Consider the following 18738-nt stretch of genomic DNA (forward strand, 5'->3'; position numbering starts at 1 on the left):
TCGAACCCGGCAGGACGTTTTAGGTTTGCCGCGCTCTAACACGGCTTCGGCGATAACAAGATTCTTGTAACAGTCAAGTATAGTATTTAAAACACAGCTCACCCTACGGGGTGGGCTGTTTATTTTATATTGTTTCCCTACGGTTGATTGTTTCTCGAAAAGTAAACCAGGAGTCGCTTGGAAGTTTACTATATAAACCGTATAGTAATAAGCGGAGGTGACGTTGATGAAAGACATCAATCTGGCATCGGTCATTGTGGCCAAACGCAGGGGAAAAGGAATCACGCAGGATGAGCTTGCGGCATATATCGGCGTTTCCAAAGCGTCTGTTTCTAAGTGGGAAACGGGGCAAAGCTATCCCGACATCACATTTCTCCCACAGCTTGCCGCCTATTTTAACATCAGCATAGACGAACTGATGGGCTATTCCCCGCAAATGGAACGGACGGACATCACAAAAATATACACCAGGTTGGCCTCCGATTTCGCTACCCTGCCTTTTGAAGATGTAATCGCGGAGTGCGCTACCATCATTAAAAAATATTACGCCTGTTTTCCACTCCTTTTGCAAATAGTCAGACTGTACACCAATCACTTCATGCTGGCGGGAACGCAGGAACGAAAAGAGGCGCTCCTGAACGAAACCGTGACGCTATGTGAGCGGATTCAGGCAGAAAGCGACGATGTTCAACTTTCCAAAGAAGCGGTTTTATATCAGGCGATTTGCTGTCTGACGCTTAATAAACCACAGCGGGTTTTGGATTTACTTGGGGAAGGAATCCGACCTGTGATGCCGGAGGGTGTGTTAATTTCACAGGCTTATCAGGTTATGGGTAACTTTGGCAAAGCCAAAGAAACCTTGCAGATTGATCTGTATCAGTATACGATGGCGACTTTTCAAGGGCTGCTGAAAGTACTGCAAACGAATATGGACAACCTCGAAAAAGCGGAAGAAGCCTTTCTGAGGGCGACAGATATCGCACGAAATTTTAATATGAAGCGGCTAAACCCAAACAATGTCATCCTGCTTTATGCACAAGGTGCTCATATGTATTGCGCGAACAATTTCCCCGAAAAAGCAATTGAACTGCTTGGAAAATATGTGGATACCTGCGTGGAAGGATTTTTCCCCTTCGAGCTTCATGGAGATTCCTTCTTTGACCTGATTGAACCGTGGCTGAATGATTGCGTCGAAGTCGCGCCCCGCAGCGAGCAAATAATTAAGGAAAGCTTGATGCGGGATGGACTGATGAATCCAGCGTTCGATTCGTTGCGAGATGACCCTAGATATCAACGAGTCGTTCATAAAATGGAAAAATTTATAGAAGGAAATAGACATTGTGCATCCCGTTCTGGAAAATGTCCGTTGAATTGATGAAGGCAGCGCGTGTGGCTGGCCATAATTATAACAGGTGTGATTTTGGGCCTCGGCTATGATTGCCCACTTTTCTACCGACATTGTATTGCACTTACTCATTCCACATGTAATAGCGCCATCACTTATCTGGTCGGAGGTTATAGACATGAACGAAAAAATAATTATTGGCAGGGGAACGAAATACCCTTTGAATGGGATTTTGTCGTTGCCGGATCATTGTACTTCAATGGTTCCGGCTGTGGTACTGGTGCATGGCTCAGGCCCTGCGGATATGGATGAAAGTATCGGCGCTAATAAGCCGTTCCGCGATATTGCAGAAGCACTGTCTGCCAAAGGAATCGCTGTGCTTCGCTATGACAAGCGCACAAAGATTTACGGGAAGCAGATGCTGAAAGAAAGCCCCGGCGATGTTACTGTGGAAAGCGAAACAATAGAGGACGCCATCCTTGCCGCCAAACTGCTTAAAAATGACGGCAGAATTGACTCCGACAAGGTGTACATTTTAGGTCACAGCCTCGGTGGTATGCTCGCGCCGCGTATTGACGCGGAGGGCGGCGATTTCGCAGGTATAATCATATGTGCAGGCTCGCCGCGTATGTTGAGCGATATATTGATGAGCCAAAATGATGATGTGCTCAGTCAACTGCCTAAATTTCTACAAAAAATAGCGAATAGGCAAATCGTGGGTCTCAAAGCCAAATTCGACGCCATCTCCGGTATGAATGAGGAAAAAGCAAAACAGACAAAGATTTTTGGTAAAACCTACGCATGGTATTTCAAGGAAATGGCTGAACATCCCGTTGCCCATTATCTGAGCAGAACAGAAAAACCCCTGCTGATATTGCAGGGAGACAAGGATTTTCAGGTCTCCACGGAAAAGGATTTCGCACTCTATCAGCAAATCTGCATCGGTAAGCCCAATGTCCGTTTCAAGCTCTACCCCGGATTGAACCACCTGTTTATGAAGTCGGTTTATGACAGGGTCAAGGACTTCAAAAAAGAGTACAAAATCCCACAAAAGGTGTCTACTGAAGTTTTGGAGGATATTGCGGAGTGGATATTGGCCTAAAGCAACAAGAAAGTGGCCCTCCAGTAAATAAAAAATCCCGGCTCCCTTACCAAGGGAATCGGGAATGAACTATGTGAGCTTAATTTCGAGCAGCTCATATTTAATGACAGACATAGGTGCGTCTACATGAATGATACTGCCCACTTCTTTACCCAAAAGCGCCTTGCCTAAAGGACTCTCATAGGAAATTTTATTATCCAGAACGTCTGCCTCAGCAGGACTTACAATTTTGTACTCCATCTTCTCCGAAAATTCAATATCATTGAGAACGACAGTTGAGCCTACACTGACAGTTCGGAGGTCCAGGTTGCTTTCATCCACAATCCGAGCTTTGGTTAACATTTTTTCCAGTGTCAAAATACGAGTTTCCATAAACGCTTGATCATCCTTGGCTGAGTGATATTCACTATTTTCCTTCAAGTCTCCGTAGCTGATCGCCAGCTTGAGACGTTCAGCCAGCTCCTTGCGTTTTACAGTCTTCAGTTCCTTGAGTTCTTCCTCCAGCTTGGCTAATCCCTCTTTGGTTAACAATACTTCTTCATTTGACATACTTTATTCACAACTCCTATTTCGTTTGCTTTATTGTAGTTTACTCTATATTGAACCAACATGCGAAAATAATTTACATAATAAGAGGAGCCTGGGAACACTCAGTCAGGGTTATTCTTGCAGTAACCAATGCTTTTTTATCGCATACAATAAGATTATATCGCATTTGATGAGCACGTGCAGTGCCACTGTCCTTGTCCCAAACTTTTTTCATACCTGACAAGAACAGTTTATGGTGGGAGGAAGATTCAATGGCTTCCTTAGGAAAGAATGGAAATGGGAATCGCAGCTCCAAATCATCCCCTGGCTCCTCCAACGGACAAAAGAAAAGCAAACTAGACAGCAATGCGGCTATCTTCTCTGCTCTGCATGGAAAAAATGTAGAGGTCGTGGTAGCGGCCCTGTTGTTAACAGGCAAGCTGCGCGTCGATTCCGTTACTTTATACAGACAAGCAACTCTGCTTGTAGGATTAACGGGAAAATTCAAAACACTGGCATCGAACTCCACCAATGTCGACAACATGGTGAAATTTTTAAATGACAACGGAAATATGACGCTGGATCAAGTCATACAAGCCTTTCAAAAGAAAATGGATAAGTAATATACCGATGACGAAAGGGGTTATTTGCGGTGAGTGAGCTTACGGCAGGCGAGTTTGACGGGGAGCATTTTGCAGAGTTTATCATTCTCACCATTCTGATTGTTTTATTTTTCTTCGGCTCTGCCGATTTAGATACTCTCTCGACTACACCAACTACATCTTAATCCTAAATGGGCAGGTCCCCGTTCCAGCAGGGCTTTTTTTGATATTAAATAATGAAGAGCATCTATCAGGCTCCGCAAAGCCAATAGATGCTCTTGCTATTTATTAACGCTACTTCACTTTTACAGTAATCGTTTGGCTCGAAACTTTTCCTGCGTCATTGACCAGCTCGGCCCGATACTCATAGGTGCCCGGCTTTCGGCCTTGAATGTTTGTAGCTGCACTTTGAGCCTGGGGGGTTTTGCTCGCCAGCTCTTGCGTGTCGATCAGCTCACCATTTTCATATAAATTATATGTTGTTGCATTGGTACCCCACCACATATTCATGGAAACCGTGTAGTTGCCGTCACCGTCCCAATTGTCATGAGAGAGCACCGGAATGCCCGGTAAAGCATCGGTCACTTTGACGACTAACGGATCACTGGTCGTTTTACCGGAAGCATTGATCAGTTCGGCCGTGTATGTGTAGGTACCATTCGCTTTCCCCGTTACTGGAATGATGGCATGCTGTGCTCCGGGGGAAGCGGCTTGCAAAGACTGGGTCCCGATCAGCTCGCCGTTTTCATACAGCTTGAGTTCATCGCCGTTCGTACCCCACCACAGATTCATAGTGATATGATAATTACCATCCTTTAGGCCATTGTCCTGCCCGTTATCATTGGATAAAACAGGTTTGCCCGGGACATCACCAGCATTGGCTTTTCCGACGGTAATTGTTACAGGATTGGATACGACGGTTTTGCCTTGTAGAGTGACGCTGGCTGTAATCTCGGCGCTGCCCTCTTTTACCGCTTGGAGCTTGCCATACGTGTCCAGTGTAACGGACTCATGACTGCTGGTATACTGCACAGAAGCATTGCTTAAATCTGCTTCGCTGCCATCCGTTAGTGTACCGCTGAGGTGTGTAGATGCGGTATCCCCCACGATGAGGTTCTGGTGGTCCAGCGAAAGCTTTACTTCTTGCAGCTCTGCCCCTGCTTGAACTGAAAAATCATCCAGCCCGCGCGGCTTTAACTGGTAATTTCCTTTAAAAATCGCCGATATCCCTTTTACTTTTACTTGCTGCCCTGCCTGATAAGGAAAGGATGTCCGAGTGACGCCTGTACGTGCATCCACGCGAACATGGTGACTTGCCTCGCCAGCTACCGCATCAAATTCAAATGAACCAGCTGGAGTCGCGTCGATTATATTACGAATGGTGGCTGAGGGAAGCTCAACCAGCTGTCCTTGATTGGCATCGTTTAATTCCGTGATTGGCATGGCCGGTGGAAGCTGTCCTGCTCCCGTTTTTTCAATAGCCACCGGATCGGTCAGCTCCAGTTCACTGTTGTACAATGCAAGGCTGGCTGTAATTTTTACTTGATCGCCCTGCTGGAACCCGTTTTGGTTTTGATATACATAAATGCCTCCACTTTCGTCCTGCATATAAAAGGCTTGACCGCCAAAGGCGCCTGGCTGTGTCGTCACGACTCCCTCCACGGTCACAGCTTTGCCAGCCGGGAGGCTCCGTGCTTCGGCAATGCTAATACGTGACGGAATGGTATTTCCTTCCTCAGGCAGCGGCTCTGCCGGGACATCGGCCAGTACGACCGATTGGGTTAGCAGGTTGCTGCCATTTTGCCTCAATCGAAGATTGGCCGCACCGCTGGTTCCCGGCTTGATTCGTACGGTGAGTTCTTTGTAGGCATGCCCCTTGCTGTCGGACGCCAGACTAAATGCTCCGCTATAGCCATACGAGGTTGGCCAAGTGCCATCCGGGTTTTGAATCTGGGCTACCTGAGTGCCCCCTGCTACATAAATGCCTGTGCTGAATCCACTAACCGTGGTATTGGGAGCCAACTGGTCAGCAACAATTCGAATTTGAAAAGGCTGTGCATTCGGCAGCTGTTCCTGACGAACGATGCTGTACACAGGCTGTGCGCTGGCTGTGGGTCCTCCATAAGAGCCAGTCTTGAAGGTTTGCTGATCCCACCATTTGTAGCCTGCTGCGGGAGCAGACCAAGGCTCAGCTTGCGGCTCCGTCGAAGCCTGCGGCTCTTCAAAAGGCAGCAGCGCCGTCGGCTGGTCAAGCTGCAAGCTTTTCACATCCGTCAGGCTGGTGTAATCCTCCTTCTTGGACAACCAGTCGATCAGGTTAACCAGCAGTATAGCATCATCCTGCTCCTTAAAGCCGTCATATGTCGTCTTCTTGGTCCCTGTCTCTTCGCGCAAATATTTTGGCGTTGCATCTTCGACAGGAGATGAATCCCCGATGAAAGCTGCTTTGCCCAGTCCTACTTTTGATACGGCTGCATAGGGTCCTTCCGGTATACCGCCTCCGTTATAGACGCCCTGATCGACTGCATTGCCCCAGGCTTGATTCGTTTCGGGCAGGTATACGATGCCCTTGGCTTTGGTGGGGTCGATGATCGCCAGCGTGGACCCTGCATGCATCGCGACATTGCTCACCCCTGTTGTAATGCCGAACGCCTGCGCAGGCTCCACAATCTGATTGGCGGTAATATCGCCTAGTGCATTATAGCGGAAACGTACACCAAACTGGCTGCCCAGCCAGTCCGAGCTGACTACACCCTGCATCGCTGCCGAGCTTCTTTCCTCTGAACTCATCCCCTTGGCAGGGTCTTCCCATGCTCCACGGCGGTAGCCGTTTATACTTTCCGAGCCGTCCCACCGATTTTTGTTGCGGTCTGCATTATAGTGATCTCCAATGAAGAAAATACTGTTGCCTGCTTTGACATACTGCTCCATTGCAGCCTGTTCGCTTTGTTTAAAAGGAATATTCGGCTCTGCCGTCACAAATACATCATAATTTTTCAAATCATCGTAAGTAATCGGCGTAGATTTACGAAGCTCATGCACATCATAGCCACGGTTCGCAAGAGCCTGTCCGAAGTCGGAAAACCCTCCGTCAATGACCCAGTCTGCGGCACCGGACGTCTGTCCGTGTGTATTATCGAATAACACTTTTTTGCCAGCATTCTCATTCACCACCTTGGCAGCGATGAACGGAGCCGGATCGGCCGGGCCTTCTGCCGATGCCGGCTGTATGCCGCTCACAGCGCCCGCGTACAATGACAAAGTGAATACCATCGCAGTAGCGTATTTGATGCTGCGGGCTGCAAAAAGACGAATGATTCCCATTCTATTCCTCCTGTTGGTTAGTTTGTGGCTCCCTGGCTGAGGGGGGACCAAATACAAATTTTAGCATTCAATTATGTTCGGACATGCAATGTTTTGTAAACGTTCAGGAATAATGAATAGGGAGAAAACCCCAATGAAAAAGATATACCGTATGCAGCAATGTAAGTATGAAGTTGGATCATTGTGTTGACAGTGCGGTGATTGCATAGCGGAGCAGATATCTTCACCCCATATCGGAGCTATCTGCATGGCGCTATGTAATCATCGCATTTCCCATAGCGGGAATGCAGATGATAAAGCGAATCCTGATCGAATCGCGTAAGCAGAAGGCTTCTTATCTGTTCGATCAGGATTCTGTCAGATTATAAATTAACGAATGCCGGACATATCATCGACCATTGACTTTGAAGAGCCAAGAGCCATATTTTGCCCCGTGCTTCGGGCTATGCTTTGTATTGCGGCACGGATGCATTTTGCATTTTCCTCGACAAAACCGGGTTCCAGCAGTTCATAATGACTGCCGATCAAGCTATGCTCTTCATAGCTTCCTTGTGTAGCGTCTTTCCATAAGAGTCGATTGTCTCCCGTCCCCTTCACCATTTCCGATCCGACAGCAACAAAACCGTGAATATTGGCCTGAACGGTCTCTGTGTTCACAAGCTGGTTGCCATACACCGCGTAAGCGATCATTTTACGCTGGTACGTGTCATTCAACAGCTCACGGTAGGACTCGGGAACCTGTTCCAGCATGGCATGAATATCGTGCTCTGTTTCTTCGGCTGTGAAGGGCCGGGCTTCCGTCCTTTTGACTGAATCAAGCATAAAAATGTCGGATACAGCATGACCTTGACGCTCCAGCGTGTCGGCAACCTTATGCGCCAGATTACCGCCTATGGAATAGCCAAGCAGCACATACGGACCTTGTGCTTGCGTGCTGACGATCAAATCAACATACCGTGTCAACATTTCGTGCTCATCCGCAGCATCCTCTACGAATTCCAATCCATACACGACTGCATCCTGATCCAGTTGTTTTGCAAGCTCCGCGAACGACAGCCCATATCCAAGCATGGGCGGAAAGCAGAAGATGGAGACAGGACCGTGTTCATTCAACCGAATGATTGGACTATCCGCCTTGTATTCCAGATCGGATTTCAATAATGCGAGCGCCTGCTCTTCTATAGTCGGAAACTCCAGAACACTGCGAATTGGAAGCTCGATGTCTGTGGCAAGGTGAACTTTGCGTACAAGCTCCAGTACTTTCAAGGAATGTCCCCCCAACGTGAAAAAGTCATCGTGGATCCCCACTTGCGGGATTTCGAGCACTTCCTGCCAAATGGCTGCCAGCAACTGCTCCACATCGGTTCGCGGTGCGACATATTCTGTACCCGTGTGCAACGCTTTGTCCGGTACAGGTAACGCTTTGCGGTCGATTTTGCCGTTAGTCGTCAGCGGAATACGATCCAGCTGTACAAAGGCAGATGGAATCATATAGCCTGGCAGGGCAGCAAACAATGCACTTCGAATCTCACGGATGGTCAGCTGTTCATCGGCAGTGAAGTAAGCACATAATTGCTGCTGGCCTGCTCCATCCTGCAAAGCGATAACAACGCTATCCCGCACGGACGGTACACTTGCCAGCCGCGCCTCCACCTCGCCCAGCTCGATCCGGTAGCCCCGGATTTTCACCTGATGGTCGATCCGGCCCAAATATTCAATGTCCCCGTTCGGCATCCATCTCGCCAAATCGCCTGTCCGGTACATCCGCTCATAGCCGGCTTCGCCACCGGCAAACGGGTCAACAACGAATTTCTCCGCCGTTAATTCCGGACGGTTCAGATAGCCACGTGCTACCCCTACACCGCCGATACACAGTTCCCCTGCAACCCCGATCGGCTGCAATTGCTCCGTGCCTTCCTTCACGATGTATAGACGAATATTTTGAATCGGTTTCCCGATTGGAATGACTGTATATTCCTCCGTCGGCTCGCAATCGAAGTACGATACGTCTACGGTCGCTTCCGTTGGGCCATACAGGTTGATCAGCTTCGCTCCAGCCAGACTTGACACGAGCCGTTGGAAGCGCGCCACATATTGCAGCGGCAACGCTTCGCCGCTGGCAAATACATGCCGCAGCGTGCCTAGCTTCGCCTGTATTACTTCCCGTGGCTGCTGCTCCACGTACTCCAGGAATGCATGCAGCATCGCAGGCACGAAGTGCATCGTGGTGACTCCGTTGCGGGCAATCGCATCGACGATGTCCTCCGGATTCTTTTCCCCGCCAACGGGCAGCAAGCTTACCTTCGAGCCAACCATCGACCACCAGAACAGCTCCCACACCGACACGTCGAACGTGAAGGTGGTTTTCTGCAGGATCGTGTCCTCCGCGCCCAAGCCGTAACGGTCATGCATCCACAAAATCCGGTTAATAACGGAATGATGTTCAACCATCACGCCCTTCGGTTTTCCGGTCGAACCGGAAGTGTAGATGACGTACGCGACATGATGCGGCCCGGCCAGTGGCTCCAGATTCGAGCCGTCTTCGTGGTAGATGTCCTTTCCATCCTGCTCTGGACCATCCAGCACCAGTACCTGGCCGTCGAAGCTCAAGGATGCCTGTTCGGCTACCTGCGCTTGCGTCAGTACCAGCTTCGCTCCCGAGTCCTCCAGCATAAAGCGGATGCGGTCCACCGGGTATTCTGGATCAATCGGCACGTAGGCTCCGCCTGCTTTGAGGATCGCATAGATGCCTACGATCATTTCCAGCGAGCGCTGCACCAAAATGCCTACCGGCTGATCCGGCTGAACTCCTTCTGCACGCAGCGTCCGTGCGAGACGGTTGGCTCTCTCGTTCAGTTCACGGTAGGTTAGAGATTGATGACCCAAAACGACGGCAACATGATCCGGCGTGCGCTCAGCCTGCTCCTCAAACAGTTTATGGATCGTCTGATTACGTGGATATGCAGAGGCAGTATCATTAAACTCTCCTGTAATCTGTTGTTTTTCCGCCGCTGTAACCAGTTCCAGCTCTTCTACGCAAACATTCGGGTTAAGCAAAATTTGCTCCAGCAAACGTACAAAATGTCCATACAGACGCTCAATGCCTGCTTGATCATAGCTTAACGCGTTATACATAAAACGAATCTTGATGCCTTCTCCCGGCATAACGACGACGCTCAGATCGTAGTTGGTCTGCTCTGTAGCCACCACGTTGGAAATCGTAAATGTACTCTGTCCGTCATTTCCCAGCTCCTCGACCTGCTCATCCACCGGATAATTTTCAAACACCATAATATGGTTAATTAAATCCTGTTTCTGGTCGGTCAATGCCTGAATTTCAAACAGCGGATACGTATCATACGTATGAGAAGCCAACGCCTGCTCCTGCATGTTCTTCATGACTTCTGCAAATGTTTCCCCTGGCTCGGTACGTACGCGAACGGGAATCGTATTAATGAACAAGCCGATGATGTCCTCGACCCCGATAATGTCCGATGGACGGCCTGAGACGACACTGCCAAATACGACATCATTGTGGTTGTTATATTTTTGCAGCACAATCCCCCATGCGGTTTGTAATAACGTATTCATGGTCACCTGATATCGCTTGGCCGTCTCCTCCACCCGGAGGGTCAACTCATGCTCCAAATCCGTCACCCAGTCGCTGGCTGTGTAGCCTTCATTCTTACGACCGGTTTTTACAGCAGGCAGCGCTGTTTGCTGCTCATACCCGGATAAATAGCTTCTCCAGTAGTCGGCTGACGCCTCGCGATCCTGTGCTTCCAGCCATTCAATAAAGCTGCTGTACGGCACTGCCGGTGCCAACTCTGGCACTCTGCCCTCCTGAAGTGCTGCATAGCTCTCAAACACTTCTTTATTCACAAGGGACAGACACCAGCCATCCATCACGATATGATGAAAACTCCACACAAAATGGTAGCTGTCTTCCCCGGTGCGCAAAACCGCTACACGCAGCAGGACATCCCGACGCAGATCAAAGCCCCGTGCTTTATCTTCCAACTTGAAGCTCTTCAGCCAGGTATCCCTTGTTTCCACATCCAGCTCGCGTAAATCTTCGTAATAAAAGCCGCAGTCCCGGCTTCGATACACCACCTGCAACGGCTCCGTATCCCTGCCAAAATAAAAATGTGTACGCAGCGCCTCATGTCGCCGAACCAGAATATTCAGGCTGTCTGCAAAAGCCCGAATATCCAACTGATCTCGCATATCATAAGAAACCTGCTCAAAATACGCGTCATTCATGGCTGCTTGACTATCGAGCTGGCTGTGAAACAGCATCCCTTTTTGCATCGGGGTCAGTGTATATATATTGTCGACCTCACCCGCAGTACCCATTTCAGATAACAGGCTGTCCAAGCCCTCTATACTCATTCCTTTATAGGAAATATCACTTGGGGTCAGCTCCGGATGTTCTTTATGGATGCAATGCGCCAAAATTTCACGCAGACTCGATTCCAGTAATCTCGCCAAGCGCTCTATCGTCTCCGCTCGATAGCTGGTACGGCTATAGCTAATCGTCAGACCCAACTGACCTCCCGAAATGATGCCGCCAAAATCCAACGTATACGTCCGGGCCATGGTCGGGCTAAGTGGCATTCCTCCACTGTAAGGGGATGACTGCAGGTCATTTCCCTTCATATCCTGATCGAATTGTCCCAAATAGTTAAAGCTGATTTCAGGATCTGCTTCAAACAGGGCTATAGATGCCGCTTGTCCCTGGCGATCAGCTAAGTATTTCAACACGCCGTATCCGATCCCTTTTTGCGGGATGCCGCGCAGTCCTTCCTTCACATGCTTAATTCGCTGCGAAAGAGACTGCTCTTCTGCCATATCAAGCAAAACGGGATATTGGCTTGTAAACCATCCTACCGTTCGAGTAATGTCCGCCTCTGGAAAAATAGCTTCCCGTCCATGCCCCTCCAGATGAATCAGGAAACGCTCATTACCGCACCACGCTTGCAATGCCATCCCTACCGCTGTCAACAGCAGGTCGTTAACCTCTGTTCGGTAGGCACGATTTGCCTGCTTAAGCAGCTGCTCTGTCTCCTCACTTGTCCAAACAGCGGTAACCGACTCACTGTCACCCATTAACGGCTTTTCGTGCTCGTTATGCCCATAATCCTGCGGCAAAGAAACCAGTTCCGCTTGCGCAAGCTCCTTCCAATACGCGCGCTCACGTTCAATGGCTGGACTGTTGGCATAAGCGTGCAACTGCTCGGCCCACGTTTGGAATGAATCCGTTTTATGAGGCAACTGAATTACCCGTTCACCCTTGGAGGCCTGCTCATAAGCAGTCGCTAAATCCTCGAATAAAATGCGCCAGGATACCCCATCCACCACCAAATGGTGAATCACGATCAGCAAATGATCTCCATCCGGGCAACGGAACAGCCCCAGCCTCATGAGCGGGCCTTCACTTAAAGAAATACCGGATTGGATTTCATTACATTTCGTTTCAATAATCTTCGCCAAATCCTTCTCGCTTGTAGCAAAGTCCCTATAATCAAAACTCTCCAGATCGTATGGTTCGCCTTCCCCTACACCGCGATTCCATGCGATATACCTGTTCTCCGATGAACGAAAAACCATACGCAATGCATCATGATGAGCGGTAATTTGGTCAAGTGCTTGACGGAGTGCCTGTTCATCATAGCCTTCCTGGCGATAGAGCATGACAGATTGGTTAAAATAGTGCGGCTCTGCCGCCTGCTGTTCAAAAAACCAGCGCTGAACCGGTGTAAGCACAACATTTCCTGTAACCTCGCCCTGCTTCGCCAGTCGGTTCACAGGCTGAATATATGGGCTCAGTCCCGCAATTGTCGGGTACTTGAATAAGTCCTTCATGTCCAGCTTGTATCCCGCCTGAAACAAGCGCGACGATACTTGGATAGCCTTGATGGAGTCACCACCCAAATGGAAAAAGTTATCCTGTATGCCCACTTGCCGAATACCCAGAATGGCCCCCCAAGCCGCAGCCAGCGCCTGCTGAATTGCCGTCTCGGGTGCCACATAATTCACGCCTGTGTCGACATTATGCTCAGGTGCAGGCAGTGCCTTGCGGTCTACTTTACCATTGGGCGTCAAGGGCAGTCTGGAAAGCTGCACAAAGTAGGAAGGCACCATATAGCCAGGCAGATCCTGCGACAAAACGTTACGTATGTCGCTCGCACTCAATTCGCTGTCTGTTACGAAATATGCGCATAGCTGTTTTTGCCCGTTATCATCTTGCTGCACGGTAACAACCGATTCCTTCACACCTGCAATCGTGGACAATCGGGTTTCAATTTCACCCAGCTCAATGCGGTAGCCGCGAATTTTGACCTGCTCATCCATTCTTCCCTTGTACTCCAACACGCCATCTGCACGCCAGCGCACCAAATCTCCTGTACGATAGCAGTATTCTCCGGGCCGGAATGGACTTTCAATAAACTTTTCCGCCGTGAGCTCGGACCGATTCAGATACCCGAGCGCCACGCCGTCGCCACCGACGATCAGTTCTCCCCATGCCCCGACAGGCTGCAGCTTTAACGAACGATTGACCACATAAGCGGTCGAATGATGAATCGGACGTCCAATGGGAACAGACTGGGCTTGCGCTTCTGTAATGTCATAGGTGGTGGAAAAGGTGGTGTTCTCCGTCGGCCCGTAAGCATTGATCAATCGAAGGTGCGGGTACTCCTTCAGCACGCGATTGACGTGTGGTACGGATAATACATCGCCACCCACGAGCAATTCCTTCAAGGAAGCAAACACTCCAATGTCTTGCTGTGAATGCTGATTGAATAAAGCTGCGGTCATGAACATGGTGTTAATACGATACTTGTCAATGGTTTGTTTGAGCTTGGCGGCGTCCAAAATCGTGTCATGACTTACCACATACAGTTGGCCACCGTTCAGCAGCGTTCCCCAGATTTCAAACGTGGAAGCATCGAACACAACTGCTCCTATTTGCAGCATACGCGTATTTTCATCAAATGTGGCATAGCTTTGGTTTTTCACCAAACGCACGACATTGCGGTGCCCGATCATAACCCCCTTCGGCTTGCCTGTTGTACCAGAGGTATAGATGACATGCGCAAGATCTGAGGAAGATCCGTCCGTTGAGATCGCAGCAGATTCATCCGCATGAGTATTAAGTTCAGGTTCGCTGCTCCATTCTGGATCATCACTCAAAGCGATAACCGGAATACCCGGTTCAAAAAGAACCTGCTCGCGTCGCTGTACCAGTAACAGCTGAGCGCCGGAATCCTCCAGTAAATAACGGATACGCTCCTCAGGATAATCGGCATCAATGGGAACATAGGCCCCTCCAGCCTTCAAAATCGCCAGCATACCGACGATCAGTTCAATAGAGCGCTCAGCCATAATCCCTACCCGCTGTATTTCCGGCTCCAAGCCGCGCCGTATCCCATGGGAAGCGAGTATGCGTGCCAGACGGTTGGAACGTTCATTCAGCTCGCGGTAGGTAAGCTGTGTGCTCGCAAAGGTGATTGCCACCCGATCCGGCGATAGTGCTGCTTGCTCCTCGAACAGCACATGCACAGCTTGATCACACGGATACGGATAGTCTGCTGCTGTATCGTTAAATTGCTGCACAATCTGCTCTTTTTCTTGGGACGAAACGATTTCAATAGCCGAAAGAACGATATCCGGCTGTTCTATTACCACATGGATAAGCTGCTGGAAATGCAACGCCAATCGTTCGATGGTCTCCCGCTTGTAGAGCCGGGTTCCATATTGAAGACCGCAGATGATTTCCTCCCCATCTTCCAGCGCGAGCAGACTCAAATCAAATTTGGCCGTCGTTTGTTCACTCGGATAGGATGTCAATTGCAACCCTGCCAGCTGCTGCTCCTTTTGCTCCAGATTTTGCAGAGCAAACAGGGTATCAAATAACGGATTGCGGCTTAAATCTCGATCTACACCCAGCTTGTCTACCAGTTCTTCAAACGGATAATCCTGATGTCCAAAAGCCTTCAATGCGTTGTCCTTGACCTCCAGCACATAATCACGGAATGTTTTCCCGCCTTCCGGGTAATTGCGGATCGCCAGTGTGTTCACGAACATCCCGATCAGACTGCCAAGATCAGCATGGGACCGTCCCGCAATCGGCGAACCGACAATAATATCCTCCTGTCCGCTGTAATGGCTAAGCAAAGCTGTATAGGCAGCCAACAGCACCATATACAATGTTGATTCCGTCTGCATCGCAATTCTTCTTAATCCTTCGCTTTGCCGTTGATCGAGCGTAAATTCCAGCAAATCTCCTTCAAAGCTTCTCACCGCTGGACGCGGATAGTCGGTCGGTATATCCAGCACGGGTAGCTCTCCCGCGAAGGTATTCAGCCAGTAGCTTTCCTGCTCCCGGTAGCGTTCACTTTGCTGCTGCTCCTGTTGCCAAGCGGCGTAGTCCTTATACTGAATGCGCAGTGATGGCAGCGTGTCGCCTGCATATAAACGGATGAAATCCTGAATCAGCACATGGATAGAGGTGCCGTCCGAAATGATGTGGTGCATATCCAGCAGCAAAATATGATGCTCTGGACTGATTACAATCAGGCCCACCCGGAGCAGCGGGGCCTGCGCCAGATCAAACGGCCGGACAAAATCATGTACCAGCTTATCTGTGTGCATCCGGTCGGCTCCGTCGGCCTGAAGCAGCTCGATGTGAAATGGAACCTCGTCATGCACCCGCTGGACAGGTTCGCCGTTCATGGTTTCAAAACTAGTACGCAATGTTTCATGACGGGCAATAAGCTGGCGGAACGCTTTTTCCAGTGCCTTATAATCAAGTGAACCTGTCAGTGTCAGGGCGCCGGGGATGTTATAGCTAACTCCCGCTCCGTCAAGTTGATTGAGGATATACATCCGTTTTTGCGCTGAGGATACTGTATAAAACGGCTTGTTCTCTGCAACAGAGATGGATGCATAGGCGGTTTGCTCCAGCGTTTCAATCACCTGCGCAAGCTGTTCAATCGTCGGATGCTCAAACAAATCCTTTAGCTGCAGATTTTTATGCAATTTCTTATGGATAAGCGATATGACATGTGTCGCCCGCAGGGAATGACCGCCTGCTTCAAAAAAATTCTCCTTCCTTCCAATGCGCTCAAGCTCCAGCACTTCTTGCCAAATACTCGCGAGCTGTTCTTCCAATGGAGTTTGAGGAGGTATATATGCTGCGCCTGAGTTTACACTTCCCTCCGGCTGCGGCAACGCCCGGCGATCCACCTTGCCATTGGGCGTCAGCGGCAATTGCTCCAGCTGCACAAAATACGACGGCACCATGTAGCCCGGCAGCTCCTGGCTCAACGCGCTGCGCAGCTCATTTGCCGCTACATCCGCATGGGTCACCACATAAGCGCAGAGCTGCTTTTGCCCCTGCTCGTCCTCACGTGCAATCACGACGGCTTCTCGCACTGCCTCCAGCTTCAACAGCTGTGCTGCCACCTCGCCCAGCTCGATCCGGTAGCCCCGGATTTTCACCTGGGCGTCAATCCGTCCCTTGTATTCCAGCGTCCCGTCCGTATTCCAACGCACCAGATCCCCTGTGCGATAGCAGCGTTCTCCGCTGCGGAACGGACTGTCGATGAACTTTTCGGTCGTCAGGTCCGGACGGTTGCGGTATCCACGTGCCACCCCGTCACCGCCGACGATCAGCTCTCCCCACGCCCCGACAGGCTGCAGCTGCATCGAACGGTCCACGACATACGCCGTCGAGTTATGGATCGGGCTGCCAATCGGCACCGATTCGGATTGCACGCCAGTAATCGCATGCGTGGTGGAAAAGGTCGTATTTTCCGTCGGGCCGTAGCCGTTGATAATCCGCAGGGACGGATAAGCATCCAGCACCCGATTAATGTGCGGTACGGACAGCACATCCCCGCCGACCAGCAGCTCCCGTATTCCCTCGAACAGCTCCAGATCCTGCTGGGACAGCTGGTTAAAGAGCGGTGCCGTCAGCCACATCGTTGTAATGCCGTGATTGCGCACGGCTTCCTTCAGCTTGGGTGCGTCTAAAATGACATCCTGACTCACCAGCACCAGCTGTCCACCGTTCAATAGCGCTCCCCATATTTCGAAGGTGGACGCATCAAAGACAACGGCACCGGTCTGCAAAATGCGCGTGTCGGCATCCAATTGCGCATAGTTTGTATTTTTCACCAAACGTACGACATTGCGGTGCTCCACCATAACCCCTTTGGGCTGGCCTGTTGTCCCTGAGGTGTACATAATGTATGCCAGGCGATCAGCAGCGGTCGCCTTCGAGTGTTCTCCAGCTGTGTAAGCCTGTTGTATCTGTTCTGCTTGTTCTGATTGCGTAGCTTCTGGTTGAATGGTTTCTGGTTGTGTCGTTGTAGTAGAAGCAAGCTCGGAACTAGCGGAAATGGAATAGAGCGGGTTTAGGCAGTCTACGTATCCCATATCAGCCGTGCCAGTATACGTCCCGTGATCATTTGGCAAAACGGGATTGCAACGATCAGCCTCATCCATTCCATAGATTGCGGAATCGCTCAGGTCGAGCACAGTCCCGGCAAAATCAACGGGCCGATGCTCCATTCGCTGTACCAGCAGTATGTTTGCACCGGAATCCTCCAGCAAATAGCGTACACGTTCATTCGGATAATCGGAGTCAATCGGCACATACGCTCCGCCTGCTTTGAGAATCGCAAGCATACCGACGATCATTTCAATCGAGCGTTCAGCCACAATGCCAACCGTCTGCTCGGTGCAGATTCCCAGCTTACGCAATGTATGAGCCATACGGCTCGCTTTTTCGTTCAATTCTCCATAGGTCAGCCTGTCTTGTCCGTACACCACTGCCACCTGCTGTGGTGTCTGCTGCGCCTGTTCCTCAAACAACGCATGTATGGACGCATGACGCGGATAATCCGCAGCTGTATCGTTGAAGGTATAAACCAGTTGCTCCACTTCTTGCTCTGACAGCACTTGTGCTGCGGAAATCGCCAGCTCTGGCTGATGCAAAACAATGGTGTACAACCGCAACAGCTGCTCAACAAAGCGTTCAATCGTTGCCTCGCTATAACGGTCGCTACTATACTTCACATTCAGGGAAACGGCTGCATTTTCCCATTGAAATTGAAAATCCAGCTCAGACTGTACATGATTCAAAAAATCAGAAATATGAATATTTTGCATAGATATCGAGGTGTGAATAAGAGGCTTGTCATCCTCGCTGCGTGGAATTTCCAGTCCTTCGGTATAGCTCCAAAAGGGAATATTTTGGTGTTCAATCGCTTCGCTGACAGAGGTTTTGATTAGAGCCAGCAAAGTTTTGAAGGATGTGGTGGAATCCAGCGTGTTTTTTAGTAAAAGTAGATGATTGATCGGCTTTGTTGCACTGTTGCCAGATTTGGCTACCGGAATGCCCAGCAGCACACGTTCCTCACCTGTGTATTTATGTAATAGGCTTTCTACTCCAGCCAGCAGAACCATAAACACTGCCCATGGAGCGCCACCTGTTATAGAGGATATTCGCCCGGAAATTTCAGATGGAAATGTGAGCGTGTACGTATGGGAATTTGAATTCGTTGTATTTGCATCCTTGGATACGTTGTTGGTATATGGCAGGCAAATGATATGATCCTCAGGTTCCAGCTTATGACTCCAGTAATTTTTTTCCTTCTCAAATAAGGCTTTCATGACATCCCTCCTGCTTCATAGGGTCGTACCCCGGTTGGAATGGTGCTTTGATGCGTAATTGAGCGTTGTTACGTAAATGAACATGGTGTTGGAAAAATAATACTTTGCAGGCAAGGGCAGCGGACAAGCGCCGCCCCCTGCACACACAAAGTGAA

At 49.9% G+C, this 18738-nt stretch carries 7 protein-coding genes; 4 read left to right on the top strand and 3 right to left on the bottom strand.

Annotated features, from left to right (window positions below):
- Window positions 1-226: 226 nt before the first annotated feature.
- Window positions 227-1375, top strand: a complete 1149-nt coding sequence (locus B4V02_RS13705) for a helix-turn-helix domain-containing protein (RefSeq protein WP_094155224.1) — start codon at window positions 227-229, stop codon at window positions 1373-1375.
- A 148-nt stretch (window positions 1376-1523) separates the two neighbouring features.
- Complete coding sequence (locus B4V02_RS13710) at window positions 1524-2447, top strand: alpha/beta hydrolase family protein (protein ID WP_094155225.1); 924 nt, start codon at window positions 1524-1526, stop codon at window positions 2445-2447.
- A gap of 69 nt (window positions 2448-2516) precedes the next feature.
- Here B4V02_RS13710 and greA read toward each other — a convergent pair whose 3' ends face one another.
- Window positions 2517-2996 carry a transcription elongation factor GreA gene (gene greA, locus B4V02_RS13715; protein ID WP_007430366.1) on the bottom strand — a complete coding sequence of 160 codons (480 nt, stop codon included), beginning with the start codon at window positions 2994-2996 and terminating at the stop codon, window positions 2517-2519.
- A 251-nt stretch (window positions 2997-3247) separates the two neighbouring features.
- Here greA and B4V02_RS13720 point away from each other — a divergent pair, with 251 nt between their 5' ends.
- Both B4V02_RS13720 and B4V02_RS27010 read left to right on the top strand, forming a co-directional pair.
- Window positions 3248-3598: a hypothetical protein gene (locus tag B4V02_RS13720; RefSeq protein ID WP_094155226.1), complete on the top strand. Its 351-nt coding sequence runs from the start codon at window positions 3248-3250 to the stop codon at window positions 3596-3598.
- A 29-nt stretch (window positions 3599-3627) separates the two neighbouring features.
- Window positions 3628-3762: a hypothetical protein gene (locus B4V02_RS27010; RefSeq protein ID WP_279628184.1), complete on the top strand. Its 135-nt coding sequence runs from the start codon at window positions 3628-3630 to the stop codon at window positions 3760-3762.
- Between the two features lie 109 nt (window positions 3763-3871).
- Here the strand turns inward: B4V02_RS27010 and B4V02_RS13725 are convergent, their stop codons facing one another.
- The gene (locus B4V02_RS13725) at window positions 3872-6901 is read right to left on the bottom strand and encodes an endonuclease (RefSeq protein WP_094155227.1); all 3030 of its coding nucleotides are present in this window, start codon (window positions 6899-6901) and stop codon (window positions 3872-3874) included.
- 369 nt (window positions 6902-7270) lie between these two features.
- Window positions 7271-18583 carry a non-ribosomal peptide synthetase gene (locus B4V02_RS13730; protein WP_094155228.1) on the bottom strand — a complete coding sequence of 3771 codons (11313 nt, stop codon included), beginning with the start codon at window positions 18581-18583 and terminating at the stop codon, window positions 7271-7273.
- Window positions 18584-18738 lie beyond the last annotated feature (155 nt).

Source organism: Paenibacillus kribbensis (assembly GCF_002240415.1).
Taxonomy (GTDB): domain Bacteria; phylum Bacillota; class Bacilli; order Paenibacillales; family Paenibacillaceae; genus Paenibacillus; species Paenibacillus kribbensis.

Coding starts and splice junctions, on each gene's coding strand:
- B4V02_RS13705 (WP_094155224.1), top strand. CDS start 227: ATGAAAGACATCAATCTGGCATCGGTCATTGTGGCCAAACGCAGGGGA.
- B4V02_RS13710 (WP_094155225.1), top strand. CDS start 1,524: ATGAACGAAAAAATAATTATTGGCAGGGGAACGAAATACCCTTTGAAT.
- greA (WP_007430366.1), bottom strand. CDS start 2,996: ATGTCAAATGAAGAAGTATTGTTAACCAAAGAGGGATTAGCCAAGCTG.
- B4V02_RS13720 (WP_094155226.1), top strand. CDS start 3,248: ATGGCTTCCTTAGGAAAGAATGGAAATGGGAATCGCAGCTCCAAATCA.
- B4V02_RS13725 (WP_094155227.1), bottom strand. CDS start 6,901: ATGGGAATCATTCGTCTTTTTGCAGCCCGCAGCATCAAATACGCTACT.
- B4V02_RS13730 (WP_094155228.1), bottom strand. CDS start 18,583: ATGAAAGCCTTATTTGAGAAGGAAAAAAATTACTGGAGTCATAAGCTG.